This window comes from Streptomyces sp. NPDC050535 (assembly GCF_044457665.1).
Lineage (GTDB): Bacteria > Actinomycetota > Actinomycetes > Streptomycetales > Streptomycetaceae > Streptomyces.
The window spans coordinates 175,397-189,921 of the sequence record NZ_JBITHE010000004.1 but is presented as its reverse complement, the minus strand read 5'-3'; the positions used below and the strand labels follow the sequence as shown (position 1 = coordinate 189,921).

Below are 14,525 nucleotides of genomic sequence, written 5' to 3'. Positions count from 1 at the left end.
CGGTCCGCGTGAGGAGTACGTGACGCGCGCAGGACCGTATGCGGAGTACGCGAAGTGAGACATCCCGACAGCCGGTGAAACGAGAAACTTACTCATGAGTCAGGGGTGTTGACGGTCCGCCGCGCGCCCGCGACTGTAATGAACATGTCGAAGTTACGTGCGCGTCTGCTCGGCGTCCTCGTGCTCCTCACCGGCTTCCTCACGGCGGCGGGCATTCAGCCCGCCGCCGCGGCCCCTCTTCCCGACTCCCTCTGGTTCGACGCGTCCGCGGCCGCCACCCTCACCGTCGAGGACGGCCGCTTCACCGACGGCCTCGGCCGCGAGGTCGTGCTGCGCGGCTACAACGTCTCCGGCGAAACGAAGCTGGAGGAGAACAGCGGACTGCCCTTCGCGTCGGTCGCCGACGCCAGGAAGTCGGCGACGGCGCTGCGCGCACTCGGCGGCGGCAACTCCGTACGCTTCCTGCTCTCCTGGGCACAGGCCGAACCCGTACGCGGCCAGGTCGACACCACCTATCTCGCGGCGGCCACCGCCCAGATCGGCGCCTTCCTCGACGCGGGAATCCGCGTCTACCCGGACTTCCACCAGGACCTCTACTCCCGCTACCTCTTCAACACGGGGAGCTGGTACACCGGCGACGGCGCCCCCAAGTGGGCGGTGGAAGCCGGGGACTACCCCCAGGAGTCATGCGGGATCTGCGTCCTCTGGGGCCAGAACATCACCCAGAACGGCGCCGTGACACAGGCGTCGTACGACTTCTGGCACAACGCGTACGGTCTTCAGGACGCCTTTCTCGCCACGGCCCAGGCGACCATGGCCTACGTCAGACAGCACCTCACCACCGAGCAGTTCGCGGGTGTCGTCGGCTTCGACCCGTTCAACGAACCGCACGCCGGCACCTACGACTCCGGTCAGACCAGCCGTACTTGGGAACGCGATGTGCTCTGGCCCTTCTACGTGAAGTTCCGGGCCCGGATGGACGCGGCCGGCTGGCAGTCCAAGCCCGCCTTCGTGGAACCGAATCTCTTCTGGAACGCCAACATCGACTTCCAGAAGCAGGAGGGCGGACTGCTCGACGCGGGCACGCTGGGTTCGCGCTATGTCTTCAACACCCACTTCTACGACCAGAAGGCGATCTCCGGCATCTTCATGTGGGGCAAGGCGGGAGACGGTCAGTACGTCACCGACTTCGGGACGGTACGTGACCGGGCCTCGGCCGCCGGTACGACGGCGATCATCAGCGAGTTCGGCCATCCGCTGGCCGGATCGGTCTCGGACAAGGCGCCGACGGTCCTGAAGGCGATGTACCAGGCCCTCGACTCCCGCCAGAAGGGCTCCACCTGGTGGTCGAACCCGGCTGCCTCGGGCCCGGTGCTGTCCGGCAGCCAGTGGCAGTGGGACATCTACAACGGCCGCCATCACGAGCTGATGAACGACAATCCGGACAAGGTCCGGACGACCGGCGACGCCTGGAACGACGAGGACCTCTCCGCCGTACGCCTCGACGACTCCGGGACCGCCGTACTGCGCCAGGACGCCCGCCTGCTGAACCGCGTCTACCCCAGCGCCACCGCGGGCACAGCGGTCGCCTTCACCTACGAGGACCGCTCCCGCGACGGCTCCACGACCCTGACCTGGAACCCGGTACCGAGCACTCTGCCCAACGTCTCCCAGCTCGTCGGGTCGGGCCAGTACAGCCTGCTGGTCTGGCGTTCCGACGGCACGAGCACCCCCACGGAACTCCATCTCCCGGCGTCCTTCCCGACGTCGGCCACCACGGTCGTCTCCGACCTCGGCGCGACGGCCGCCCCGCCCTCGTACACCCGGACGACCCCGATCGCCGTAGCCCCCGAACCGGGCGGCACGGGAAGCCGCCGTCTCCTGCTCACCGCGCCCGGCTCGGGGACGGTGCACTACGCGCTGGTCACGAACGGTGCGACCGCTCCGTCCGCCGCTCTGCTCGGCGCGGCCCGGACCGAGCTTGCTTCCTGGGCCGCGGCGAAGTTCGACTAGCCCACGAGCCCGACCGGTTCGCCTCCACATGGCCGGGGCGAACCGGCCGGACCGGCCCCGGCGGGGACTGAGCCGCAACCCCGCGCAGCCGACGCCCACAGATCGCACCAAGGCGTGACACAGAAAACCCCCAGTGAGCTCCGGCAGGATCGGAACATGCCTGGCACTTTCGACAGCCACGGGGGCCCGATCCGCGTGCTGATCGTCGATGACGAGCCCGGACTCGTCGAGACGTTGACCGTGGCCGTCAGCGAAGCCGGCTGGCGTGCCTACCCGGCGGCGGACGGCGAGAGCGCGCTGCGGATCGCGCGCGGCTGCGCCCCGCATGTCGTCATCCTGGACGGGATGCTGCCCGGCCTCGACGGCGTGCAGGTGCTCAGGCGTCTGCGGTACGAGAATCCGCGGCTGCCCGTTCTCATGCTCACCGCCCGGGACGCCCTGGAGCACCGCATCGAGGGACTCTCGGCGGGTGCCGACGACTACGTCACCAAGCCCTTCTCACTGGAGGAGGTCGTGCTGCGCCTGCGCGGCCTGCTGCGTCGCGCCGGTGTCGAGGACGCGAAGGCCGACGAGTCCGTCCTGGCGCTCGGGGACCTGGTCCTGGCGGAGAAGACCCGCCAGGCGCACCGCGACGGATCCCCCATCGAACTCACCGCCAAGGAGTTCGACCTGCTGTGGCTGCTGATGAGCCACCCGCGCCAGGTGCTCAGCAAGACCCAGATCCTCGACCACGTCTGGAGCAGTTCCTTCGATGCGAGCGGAAACCTCGTGGAGGCCTACATCTCCAACCTGCGCAAGAAGATCGACAAGGGACGGACCCCGATGATCCGCACGCTGCGCCGGATGGGATACACCATCAGACCCGCGGAGGAGTCCCGATGACGTTCCGGCTGAGGAGCCGCTCGCTGCGCACCCGTCTGCTCCTCTTCTTCGGCCTCACCCTCGTCGCCGTGTGCGCCGCGATGGCCCTCACCACCGTCTACGCCCAAAGCGCCTACCTGCTGGGGAACCTGGACCAGCGTGTCAGCGACGCCGCCGAGCGCAGCCAGGGCGGTCTTCAGCGCCGCACCGGGGACGCCACGGACCTGGGCTTCCTCAACGAGCGCGGGCAGCCCGCCGGTACGATCGCCGCCCGGCTGGACACCAAGGGGAACGTCGTCGCCGCCGAGGTCGTCGCCCAGAACGCCGTACCGCGGCCTCTCACGGCCGCTCAACTTGGCGCCCTCGACGGCATCGCCACCGACAACTCCCTGCACACACGGCTCATCCCGGACCTGGGCACCTATCGGATCACCTCCGTCGCAGGCGACGGTATCCCCGTCCTCGTGGGCCTGCCCATGGACGACGTACAGAACATGATCAGCGGCCTGGTCGCGGTAGAGGCCGCCGTGGCGGCCGCCGGGCTCACCGTCGCCGGGTGCGTCTGCGCCGTCGTCATCCGCCGCCAACTCCGGCCGCTGGGAAGGGTGGCCGCCACCGCCGTCGATGTCTCCCACGCCCCGCTGAGCCATGGCGAGGTCACCGCGCTGACCCGTGTGCCGCAGGGCGACACCGACCCTGGGACGGAAGCCGGACAGGTCGGCGCGGCACTCAACCGCATGATCGACCACGTCGAGTCCGCACTCGCCGAACGCCGGCGCACCGAGGAACGCATGCGCCGCTTCCTCTCCGACGCCAGCCACGAACTGCGCACCCCGCTCGCCTCCATCGTCAGCTACGCGGAACTGATGGACCGCGGCACCGACAGGATCGAACCGGCGCTCGCCTGGCGCAGGGTCTCCGCCGAGTCCGTACGCATGACGGGTCTGGTGGAGGATCTGCTGCTGCTCGCCCGGCTCGACGAGGCACGTCCGCTGAAGCGTGTCGAGGTGGATCTCACGGCCCTGGTCGCGGAGGCGGTGTGGGACGCGCGGGCCGCCGGAGCCGAACACCACTGGAAGCTCGCCCTGTTGCTCGACGCCTCGGCGGAGGTGACCGGCGACGCGGCACGGCTGCACCAGGTCGTGGCCAACCTGTTGGCCAACGCCCGCACGCACACACCGCCCGGCACCACGGTCACCACCACCGTCGAGGCGACGGAACGGGCGTGCTTCATCCGGGTGGCCGACGACGGACCCGGCATCACACCCGAACTCCTCCCCACCGTCTTCGAACGCTTCACCCGTGCCGACACCTCCCGCTCCCGTACCGAGGGGGACGGCGGAACGGGCCTGGGGCTGGCCATCGCCACCGCCATCACGTCGGTGCACGGCGGCCGGGTCGGCGTCGAGAGCAGGCCCGGCCGTACGGTGTTCACGGTCGAGCTGCCGCCGGCGGGTACCGCGGAACTCCCTTCGCCGCAAGGAAACTGACGCCATGAGTGGCATCGGTGCGGAACCGCCGACCTCTCAGCTGATTCCTATGCGCCCAGGTCATTCCCGCTCTCCGGGGTGGTGGGGCCGGTTGTTTCCCGGCCCGGGGAGCCTCGGTTCAGTTTCGCATCAGGTTGCTCCGCCAGAGTCGTCAGTGCCCGGCCGTCCGACATGGACGCGCCAACGACGAAGGGAGCCAGCGACGATGACCGAGCTCGAAACCGGGGTACCGACAGCCCGAGAGCCGCAGTCCGAAGCCGGCCACCGTACTCACGCGAGCCGCCGTAACTTCATGCGGAAGGTCTTCTTCGCCAGCGGTGCCACGGCCGTCGCGACCATGGGTGGCGTCGGCGCCTGGTCGGCGCTCGCCGACGACACCACCGGCACCGCCGACGCGACCGCCTCCGCCGCGCCGAGCGGGGCGCCCAGCGGTGGTCCCGGCGGGGGCACCGGAGGGCCCGGAAACCAGACGATCACCGAGGACTTCTTCGGTCTGACAACCGACGGCAAGCGGATCGACGACCTCTACGCGGTCCACTCCACGGGTGTCGCGACCGCACCCGTGATCGCCGCCGCGAACGCCTTCCTCGCCGGACTGACCGACACCCAGAAGACCGCGACCCAGTTCACCGTCCACTCCACCGAGTGGCGGCTGTGGAGCAACATCGACGCCTATGAGCGGCAGGGCGTCACGCTCGCCGACATGACGGACGCTCAGAAGGCCCTGGGGACCGCCTTGTTGAAGTCGGCGCTCAGTGCGGACGGGCTGGAGACCAGCGAGAAGATCCGCAGGATCAACCAGGCCGCGGGTGAGGCCATCGACAACACCGCCTCGTTCAACGAGGACGCCTACTACTGGACCCTGATGGGCACCCCGTCCGCCACCGAACCCTGGGGCTTCCAGTTCGATGGCCACCACCTGGTCATCAACTACTTCGTTCTCGGCGACCAGGTCGTCATGAGCCCCTGCTTCTGGGGCTCCGAGCCGACCTCGATGGAGATCGACGGCGAGACCGTGACCGTCTGCCACGAGGAGGTCGTCGCGGGCCTGGCCTTCATCAACTCCCTCACCGCCGCCCAGCAGAGCGTCGCGATCGAGTCCTCGACGAAGTCGAACGAGTCGATGAAGGCGGGTGCCTTCTCCGACAACTCGGTCCAGGCGTACACGGGTCTTCGCGGGAACAAGCTCACCGCCCTCCAGAAGACGAAGCTGCTCGGCATAGTGGAGGCGTTCGTGGGCCGGGCGAAGGCCGACGTCGCCAGGGTGCGGATGGCGGAGGTGCGCAAGCACCTCGACGACACCTACGTGACCTGGGCGGGCGGCATCGCCGACGACTCCGCCTTCTACGTCCGGGTGCACAGCCCGGTCGTCTGGGTCGAGGTCGACTGCCAGGCACCCGGCCCACTCGCGGGCGCGTACGGCGCCACCCAGGGCAGCGGCGCGACCCAGAAACACGTCCACTCCATCATTCGCACGCCCAACGGGAACGACTACGGAAAGGAGCTTCTCCGGCAGCACTATCTGACGTCACCGCACCATCAGTGACACCGGAACTCCAAGCCGTCGCCGGCCGGCACGGTGAGCGGTCGTGCAGCGCCATAGCGTCACCAGCTCGGCTACGTAAGGAACTTACTAGTGAGTAGTAAGGCGGTGACCTCCTCTTTAGGGGCCGTACACGACAAAATCGTCGGAGTGTGAACGGTGCACCGGCGACAGAGGAGTGACGTGTGGCGGGCAGGCTCAAACAGTCGACCGGCCGGTACGGCGGCAGGACGGCCGAGGAGCGGCAGGCCGAGCGGCGACGCCGTTTCCTGGACGCCGCGCTCCAGCTCTTCGGCGACAGCCCGGGCTTCCGGTCCACGACCGTCGCCGCGCTGAGCGAGGCGGCGGGTCTGTCGACCCGCCAGTTCTACGAGGAGTTCTGCACCCTCGAGGACGTCCTGGCCGTCCTGCACCTCCAGGTCAACGACTGGGCCGAGGAGGCCGCCCTCAACGCGCTGGCCGCTGCCCGGAACCTGCCGCTCCCCGAGCGGGCCGTCGCGATCTTCCACGCGTACTGCGCGAACGTGGCGAGCGATCCGCGGCGGATCCGGATCACGTTCGTGGAGATCATCGGCGTGAGCCCACGGATGGAGGAGCAACGGCTCGCACGCCGCTCCCGCTGGGTGGGCCTGCTCTGTGCCGAGGCCGCGGCGGCCGCCGCCCGGGGGGAGGCGGCGTCGCGCGACTACCGGATCGCCGCCGTGGGGTTCATCGGCAGCGTGAACGGACTGCTCCACGACTGGAGCGCCGGTTGGGTGGACGCGACCCTCGACGAGGTGGTCGAGGAGCTCGTCCGGCAGCTGCTGGGGATCATGCGGCCGGAGGGCTGGCGCGCGGAACTCACGACCGGGATCCCGCGGACCGGCTCGCCGTGACGGGGTCGGTGGCGACGACACCTACGTGCCTGTGCCGTGGAAGCTCGTGGACGAGGCCTGCTACCTGCTCCTTCGGACGGTCCCAGCCGTGGTGGGCGCGGTCGCTCCGGACGGGCCTCACCCCGGCAGACGCGGTCGCCTGCCGTCGCCAGGCACGGGAGCAGTCCGTACCGGCCGACGGCGTTCCCGGGGTTCAGCGAGGCCGGATGCGGCGGGCTCGAGGAGCGCGGGCAAGTGTTCCGCGCAGGGCCGAGCGCAGCACGGAGGCGGACACCCGAACCCCTGCCACGGACAGTGGACGCGGCAGTCGGGACCGGTGTGCACGGGACCGATGCGCATGGGGCCGGCCCATCGTCGCGCTCGCCGAGAAGGTCCAGGTCAGGTGCGATCCGATCCGGACCTCCGGCCGGCTCCGGCCTACTCGTCCCATGCCTGGAGCAGCGTGTGTTCGACGATCTTGCCGTCGCGCAGCGACATCATCGAGTTGGCCAGTACTCTCACGCCGTCCGGGTACTGACAGGACTCGGTGAAGGCGACGTGGTCGCCGTCGACGACGCACTGCTCCAGCTTGTGGGTCATGTCCCGGCTGTAGACGTCGTCGAGCATCTCGGCGATCTCGCCGCGACCGTGCATGACCATCGGATGGCTGGGCTGGGTGTTGCGGTCGACGACGCGTACCTCCGCGTCGTCGGCGTAGAGCGACAGCAGATCCGCCGCGCTCTGTCCTTCGATGCCCCGGCGCAGCGCTTCGGTGTCGAAGGCGGGGCCTGCCGCGGTGCCCATGATGACCTCCTTGGAAGGCCGCGGCCCACCGAGGGGCGGGCCGCGAAGGGCCTCTCCTTCGAGACTCCTCCGCCACAGGGCTCCCGGCAAGCGCAGAAGTGCCTGTGAGCCTCTCGGGTGAGGGGCGGGGAAGGGCCGTGTCCGCCCGGGGTCCGCAGCCGTTGCTCAAAACATGATCTCAACACGACGTATTGCCGCCGCCGTTGGTCTCGCCGTCGGTGTCACGGGCCTTGCCGCGCCGATGGCGAGCGCCGCCGTCGCCCCGGCGCCGAAGCCGCTGAACCCCATCGCCGAGCTCGACAATCTCGCCGTGAGCGAGATTCCCACGCAGTACCAGGCCGCGGTCCCGAAGGTCTCCACCCAGCTGGCCGGGCTCAACCGGCTGAACTCGGGCCTCGACGAGCTGCACCAGCTGACCGACCTGGCCGCCCCCGTCACCGGGTTGCTCGACGCGTAGTCCGGCGCTCGACAGGTTCGTCCGCCCCCGGCACCTCGGTGCCGGGGGCGGACGTGTCTGCCCTTGACTTTCGCGGTGTCCGGTCGGAACATCCTGGTTGAACGGTGAATTAAGTTTCACCACACGAACAAACCTTGCCGTCATCCGCTCCCTACTGATGTCATGAACAACTGCGTACCGTCGTCGTTACGTACCGAAGGAACCCGTGCCATGGCCATCACCCGTGAACTGTTCATCGGCGGCAAGGACGTGCCCGCCGCCTCCGGCCGCACCGCCGAGGACATCAACCCCTACACCGGCGAGGTGTACGCGACCGTCGCCGCGGCCGGTCCCGAGGACGTCGCCCGCGCCGTGGACGCCGCCGACGCGGCCTTCGCCGACTGGGCCGCGCTCGCTCCCTTCGCCCGCCGCGCGATCTTCCTCAAGGCCGCCGACCTCCTCGACTCCAAGGGGGAGCAGGTCGCCGAGCTGATGGCGCACGAGGCGGGCGGCACCCGCCCGTGGGCGTTCTTCAACGTGGGTCTCGCCGCGAACATCCTGCGCGAGGCCGCCGCCGCGATCACCGCGCCGCGCGGTGAGGTGCTCAGCGCCCAGGAGGCCGGCGCGCTGGGCCTCGCGATCCGCGAACCGCTGGGAGTCGTCGCCGCCTTCGCCCCCTGGAACGCGCCCGTCATCCTCGGCGTACGGGCCGTCGCGGCACCCCTGGCCGCGGGCAACACCGTGGTCGTGAAGGCCAGCGAGGACGCGCCGATCGCGTGTGCGCTGCTCGTCGCCGATGTGCTGCGCGAGGCCGGGCTGCCCGACGGTGTCCTGAACGTGGTCACCAACGCGCGTGAGGACGCCGCCGAGATCGCCGAGGTCCTCATCGCCGACCCGCGTGTCCGCGCCGTCAACTTCACCGGGTCCACGGGCGTCGGCCGGATCATCGGCACGCACGCCGCCGGCCATCTCAAGCCCGCCGTACTGGAGTTGGGCGGCAAGAACGCGGTCCTGGTGCTCGACGACGCCGACGTGGACTACGCGGTCGACGCCGTCACCTTCAGCGTGTTCATGAACTCCGGCCAGATCTGTATGTCCGGCGACCGGATCCTCGTACACGAGTCCCTCGCCGAGGAGTTCACGCGGAAGTTCGCGGCGAAGGTCGCCTCGCTCCAGGCCGGGGACCCCGCACACCCGCACACGGTGGTCGGCCCGCTGGTCGCCGCCTCCGCCGCCCAGCGGGTCGCCGCGCTCATCAAGGACGCGGTGTCCAAGGGCGCCACGGTGGTCACCGGCGGCGGGGAGCCCGAGGGCGCGGTGCACCCGGCGACCGTCCTCACCGGTGTGCCGAAGGACGCGGACATCTATTACGCGGAGGCCTTCGGACCGGTCTGCGTGATCGAGACCTTCGCCGACGACACCACGGCCGTGGCTATCGCCAACGACACCGACAACGGCCTGACCTGCGGCGTCATCACCGAGAACGCCACGCACGGGCTGGCCGTCGCCCGCCGTATCCGCACCGGCATCGTGCACATCAACGACCAGTCCGTCGCGGACGAGCCGCACGCGCCGTTCGGCGGCGTCAAGGCGTCCGGCTACGGCCGGTTCGGCGGTCGCTGGGGCCTGGAGGCGTTCTCCAACACGCGCTGGGTGACCATCGCCACGCAGCAGGCGCACTACCCGTTCTGACGTGTGGCGCGGGAAGCCCCCGGCAAGAAACGCCGGGGGCGGGCCGGTCAGCCGGAGGTGGCGAGGAACTGTGTGGCCGCCAGTTCCGCGTAGAGCGGGTCCCCGGCCACGAGTTCGCGGTGGGTGCCCACCGCGCGGACTCGGCCCGCGTCCATGACGACGATCCGGTCGGCCATCGTGACCGTGGACAGCCGGTGTGCGACCACGAGAACCGTCGTCGTACGGGCCACATCGGCGACCGAGTCGCGCAGCGCGGCCTCGTTCACCGCGTCGAGCTGCGAGGTCGCCTCGTCCAGGAGCAGCAGGCGGGGGTGGCGCAGCAGGGCGCGGGCGATGGCGACGCGCTGACGCTCGCCGCCGGACAGCTTGGTGCCGCGATGGCCGACCAGCGTGTCCAGGCCGTGCGGCAGCCGGGCGACGAGCCCGTCGAGGCGGGTCGTCTTCAGTACGCGGGTCACCTCGCTGTCGTCGGCGTCCGGGTTGCCGAGCAGCAGGTTGTCGAGGAGCGAACCGGAGAGGACGGGCGCGTCCTGCTCGACGTAACCGATCGAGGAGCGGAGCTGGGGCAGTTCCCACTCCTCCAGCCTGCGGCCGTCGAGCGTGATGACGCCCGACTCGGCGTCGTAGAACCGCTCGATGAGTGAGAAGACGGTTGTCTTGCCCGCGCCGGAGGGGCCGACGAACGCCGTCATGCCGCGGGCCGGGACGGCGAACGTCACACCGTGGTGGACGTACGGCAGATCGTCGGCGTAGCGGAACCGCACGTCCTCGAAGGTGAGCGCGGCGGGTTCGGCGCTGGAGGCAGGCAGCGGAGTGGGCAGGGCGGCGGGCTCGGAGGGGAGCCGCAGGGCCTCCTGGATACGGGCGAGGGCGCCGGCGCCGGTCTGGTACTGGGTGATCGCGCCGACGAGCTGCTGGATGGGCGACATCAGATAGAAGACGTAGAGCAGGAACGCGACGAGCGTGCCGACGTCGATGGCGCCGGTCGCGACGCGCGCGCCGCCCACCGCGAGCACCGTGATGAACGCGATCTGCATCGCCAGACCGGCCGTGTTGCCCGCGGCGGCCGACCACTTGGCGGCGTGCACGCTCTGCCGCCACGACTCCTCGGCGGCCGCGTGGATGGCCAGTTCCTCGCGGTGCTCGGCACCGGACGCCTTGATCGTGCGCAGCGCGCCGAGGATCCGTTCGAGCGAGGCGCCCATCACACCGACGGCGTCCTGTGCCCGTCTGCTGGCCCGGTTGATGCGCGGCACGATCACGCCGAGGACGGTGCCCGCGCACAGGATCACCAGCAGCGTGACGCCGAGGAGCACGGGGTCGACCAGGCCCATCATCACCACCGTCGCGACGAGGGTGAGTCCTCCGGTGCCGAAGCCGACAAGCGAATCGGTCGTGACCTCGCGCAGCAGTGTCGTGTCGGACGTGATCCGGGCCATCAGGTCGCCCGGCTCGCTGCGGTCCACGGCCGGTATGCGAAGCCGCAGCAGATACGACGACAGGGCGCGCCGTGCGCCGAGCACCACCGACTCGGCGGTGCGCCGCAGCACGTACGAACCCGACGCGCCCACCGCCGCGTTGGTCACCACCAGCGCCGCCATGCCGAACAGCGCCGCCGCGATGGGCCGGTCGTGCGACAGATCGTCGATGAGCCCCCGTGCAACCAGCGGCAGCACCAGCCCGGTGGCCCCGGTCGTCAGGGCCAGCAACCCGCCCGCCAGCAGCGCCCATCGATGCGGTCGTACGTACCCGAACAACAGGCGCCACGCGGGTGCCTCGGGCTTGGCTGCGGTGATGCTCACGGCGCTCCTTGTGAGGGTTCTGTGCGGTGCGTTCAGGCTACGTCGCGGAGCGGGGTGACCGTCACACACCGCGTGCCGACGGCAACAGAGAATCAGGCCTCGAACAACGGTCGGTGGAGGATGAATGTGGCGGGAACCTGCCTGCGGAGGGACGGCCCCTCGCCGCCGGACCCGGCCACGTACCACCTGGCCTGCTACCCGTCGGTCACGCCGTAGGGTCGGTTGACGGAACGTCGACCTACGGAAGGCTGATCAACATGGCGCAGGAAGTACGGGGCGTGATCGCACCGGGCAAGAACGAGCCGGTGCGTGTGGAGACCATCGTCGTGCCGGATCCGGGGCCGGGAGAGGCCGTTGTGAAGATCCAGGCCTGCGGGGTCTGTCACACCGACCTGCACTACAAACAGGGCGGCATCAGCGACGACTTCCCCTTCCTGCTCGGCCACGAGGCGGCGGGTGTGGTCGAGTCGGTCGGTGCCGGCGTCACGGACGTCGAGCCCGGCGACTTCGTCGTCCTCAACTGGCGGGCGGTGTGCGGGAACTGCCGTGCCTGTCTGCGCGGGCGGCCCTGGTACTGCTTCAACACGCACAACGCCAAGCAGAAGATGACCCTGACCGACGGCACCGAGCTGTCCCCGGCCCTGGGCATCGGCGCCTTCGCCGAGAAGACCCTGGTAGCCGCCGGACAGTGCACCAAGGTCGACCCGGCCGTCTCCCCGGCGGTGGCCGGACTCCTCGGCTGCGGTGTCATGGCGGGCATCGGTGCCGCGATCAACACCGGGAACGTCGGCCGGGGCGACTCGGTCGCCGTCATCGGCTGCGGAGGGGTCGGCAACGCGGCGATCGCCGGGTCCCGGCTGGCCGGCGCGGCGAAGATCATCGCCGTCGACATCGACGACCGGAAGCTGACGACAGCGTCGAAGCTCGGTGCCACGCACACCGTCAACTCCGCCCAGACGGACGCCGTCGAGGCGATCCGTGAGCTGACGGGGGGCTTCGGCGCCGACGTCGTCATCGAGGCGGTGGGCCGCCCCGAGACGTACAAGCAGGCGTTCTACGCCCGTGACCTGGCCGGCACGGTCGTGCTCGTCGGCGTACCGACACCGGAGATGAAGCTGGAGCTGCCGCTGCTCGACGTCTTCGGGCGCGGCGGAGCCCTCAAGTCGTCCTGGTACGGCGACTGCCTGCCCTCCCGCGACTTCCCGCTGCTGATCGACCTGCACCTCCAGGGGCGACTGGACCTGGACGCGTTCGTGACCGAGACGATCGCCCTGGACGCCGTGGAGCCCGCCTTCGAGCGGATGCACCACGGCGACGTGCTGCGCTCTGTGGTGGTGCTGTGATGACCACGCGCGTCGAGCAGCTCGTCACCTCCGGCACGTTCTCGCTCGACGGCGGTACCTGGGACGTCGACAACAACGTGTGGATCGTCGGAAACGATCACGAGGCGGTCGTCATCGACGCCGCCCATGACGCCGACGCCATCGCCGAGGCGGTCGGTGACCGGCGTCTGCTGGCCATCGTGTGCACACACGCGCACAACGACCACATCGACGCCGCTCCCGCCCTCGCCGAGCGCACCGGCGCCACGATCTGGCTGCACCCCGACGACCTGCCGCTGTGGAAGCTCACCCACCCGGACCGCCTCCCCGACGCCTGGCTCCAGGACGGCCAGGTGATCGAGGCGGCCGGCGCCGACCTGACCGTCCTGCACACTCCGGGACACGCCCCCGGCGCGGTCTGCCTGTACGACCCGGGCCTGGGCACCGTCTTCACCGGCGACACGCTCTTCCAGGGCGGCCCGGGCGCCACGGGCCGCTCGTACTCCCACTTCCCGACGATCGTCGACTCGATCCGCGACCGGCTGCTCGCCCTTCCGGCCGACACCGTCGTCCGTACCGGACACGGCGACTCGACCACGATCGGAGCCGAGGCCCCTCACCTGGAGGAGTGGATCACGCGCGGTCACTGACCGCTGACCGGCGCCGACGGCACCCGGCCCGGACGCGCCGAAGAAATGACGACAGAAGATGTCCGGCTTCCGCGGGACCCTCGTGGGGACGCATGCGCGAAGGCATCGCGTGAGCTCTACGAGCACGGAGGTCGGACATGTCGCAGCCGAACACGTTGGAAGGCAAGGTCGCACTCGTCGCCGGGGCGACGCGGGGCGCCGGTCGCGGGATCGCCGTGGAACTGGGCGCGGCAGGCGCCACCGTCTACGTGACCGGCCGCAGCACCCGCGAGAAGCGATCGGAGTACGACCGCCCCGAGACCATCGAGGACACCGCGGACCTGGTCACGGCGGCGGGAGGCCGCGGTGTCGCCGTCCCCACCGACCACCTCGTCCCCGCCGAGGTCGAGGCCCTGGTCGCCCGCATCGCCGGTGAGCAGGGCCGCCTCGACGTCCTCGTCAATGACATCTGGGGCGGCGAAGCCCTCTTCGAGTGGGACTCCACGGTCTGGGAACACGACCTCGACAAGGGCCTCAGGCTGCTGCGTCTCGCCGTCGAGACGCACGCGATCACCAGTCACCACGCGCTCCCGCTGCTCCTGCGCAACCCCGGCGGTCTGGTCGTCGAGATGACCGACGGCACCGCCGAGTACAACCGCGACACCTACCGCGTCTCGTTCTTCTACGACCTCGCCAAGTCGTCCGTCCTGCGCATGGCGTTCGCGCTGGGCCACGAACTGGGCCCGCGCGGAGCCACCGCCGTCGCGCTCACCCCCGGTTGGCTGCGCTCGGAGATGATGCTCGAGAACTTCGGGGTCACCGAGGAGAACTGGCGCGACGCCCTGGAGCGCGTCCCGCACTTCGGTATCTCCGAGACACCCCTCTACGTGGGCCGCGCCGTCGCCGCATTGGCCGCCGACCCGGATGTCGCCCGCTGGAACGGCGACTCCCTCTCCAGCGGGCAGCTCGCCCAGGTGTACGGCTTCACCGACCGCGACGGCAGCCGCCCTGACGCCTGGCGCTACATGGTCGAGGTCCAGGACGTGGGCGGGACGGCGGACGCGACGGGGTACCGCTGA

Annotated in this window: 12 protein-coding genes; 10 read left to right on the top strand and 2 right to left on the bottom strand. The window is 70.1% G+C overall.

What is annotated here, in order from left to right; translation table 11 throughout:
* Window positions 1–138 precede the first annotated feature (138 nt).
* The 5 genes from ACIBLC_RS11630 (at window position 139) to ACIBLC_RS11610 (ending at window position 6,782) form a co-directional block, all read left to right on the top strand.
* Window positions 139–2,013, top strand: a complete 1,875-nt coding sequence (locus tag ACIBLC_RS11630; protein WP_399210637.1) for a cellulase family glycosylhydrolase — start codon at window positions 139–141, stop codon at window positions 2,011–2,013.
* A gap of 156 nt (window positions 2,014–2,169) precedes the next feature.
* The gene (locus ACIBLC_RS11625) at window positions 2,170–2,895 is read left to right on the top strand and encodes a response regulator transcription factor (protein WP_399210636.1); all 726 of its coding nucleotides are present in this window, start codon (window positions 2,170–2,172) and stop codon (window positions 2,893–2,895) included.
* Complete coding sequence (locus ACIBLC_RS11620; protein WP_399210635.1) at window positions 2,892–4,364, top strand: ATP-binding protein; 1,473 nt, start codon at window positions 2,892–2,894, stop codon at window positions 4,362–4,364. The genes ACIBLC_RS11625 and ACIBLC_RS11620 overlap by 4 nt, the downstream gene beginning before the upstream one ends.
* Before the next feature lie 205 nt (window positions 4,365–4,569).
* Window positions 4,570–5,910, top strand: a complete 1,341-nt coding sequence (locus ACIBLC_RS11615) for a DUF3500 domain-containing protein (RefSeq protein WP_399210634.1) — start codon at window positions 4,570–4,572, stop codon at window positions 5,908–5,910.
* A 182-nt stretch (window positions 5,911–6,092) separates the two neighbouring features.
* Window positions 6,093–6,782, top strand: a complete 690-nt coding sequence (locus ACIBLC_RS11610; RefSeq protein ID WP_399210633.1) for a TetR/AcrR family transcriptional regulator — start codon at window positions 6,093–6,095, stop codon at window positions 6,780–6,782.
* A 417-nt stretch (window positions 6,783–7,199) separates the two neighbouring features.
* Here the strand turns inward: ACIBLC_RS11610 and ACIBLC_RS11605 are convergent, their stop codons facing one another.
* Complete coding sequence (locus ACIBLC_RS11605; protein ID WP_399210632.1) at window positions 7,200–7,565, bottom strand: nuclear transport factor 2 family protein; 366 nt, start codon at window positions 7,563–7,565, stop codon at window positions 7,200–7,202.
* A gap of 172 nt (window positions 7,566–7,737) precedes the next feature.
* On the opposite strand from ACIBLC_RS11605, the gene ACIBLC_RS11600 reads away from it, so the two are divergent.
* On the top strand, window positions 7,738–8,022 hold the full coding sequence (locus ACIBLC_RS11600; protein ID WP_399210631.1) for a hypothetical protein: 285 nt from the start codon (window positions 7,738–7,740) through the stop codon (window positions 8,020–8,022).
* 210 nt (window positions 8,023–8,232) lie between these two features.
* Window positions 8,233–9,693, top strand: a complete 1,461-nt coding sequence (locus ACIBLC_RS11595; RefSeq protein ID WP_399210629.1) for an aldehyde dehydrogenase family protein — start codon at window positions 8,233–8,235, stop codon at window positions 9,691–9,693.
* A 47-nt stretch (window positions 9,694–9,740) separates the two neighbouring features.
* On the opposite strand, the gene ACIBLC_RS11590 is transcribed toward ACIBLC_RS11595, so the two are convergent.
* Window positions 9,741–11,495, bottom strand: a complete 1,755-nt coding sequence (locus ACIBLC_RS11590) for an ABC transporter ATP-binding protein (protein WP_399210628.1) — start codon at window positions 11,493–11,495, stop codon at window positions 9,741–9,743.
* A 257-nt stretch (window positions 11,496–11,752) separates the two neighbouring features.
* On the opposite strand from ACIBLC_RS11590, the gene ACIBLC_RS11585 reads away from it, so the two are divergent.
* From ACIBLC_RS11585 to ACIBLC_RS11575, 3 genes are all read left to right on the top strand, one after another.
* Complete coding sequence (locus ACIBLC_RS11585) at window positions 11,753–12,838, top strand: S-(hydroxymethyl)mycothiol dehydrogenase (RefSeq protein ID WP_399210627.1); 1,086 nt, start codon at window positions 11,753–11,755, stop codon at window positions 12,836–12,838.
* Complete coding sequence (locus ACIBLC_RS11580; protein WP_399210626.1) at window positions 12,838–13,467, top strand: MBL fold metallo-hydrolase; 630 nt, start codon at window positions 12,838–12,840, stop codon at window positions 13,465–13,467. The genes ACIBLC_RS11585 and ACIBLC_RS11580 overlap by 1 nt, the downstream gene beginning before the upstream one ends.
* Window positions 13,468–13,604: 137 nt before the next feature.
* Window positions 13,605–14,525 carry an SDR family oxidoreductase gene (locus ACIBLC_RS11575; RefSeq protein ID WP_399210625.1) on the top strand — a complete coding sequence of 307 codons (921 nt, stop codon included), beginning with the start codon at window positions 13,605–13,607 and terminating at the stop codon, window positions 14,523–14,525.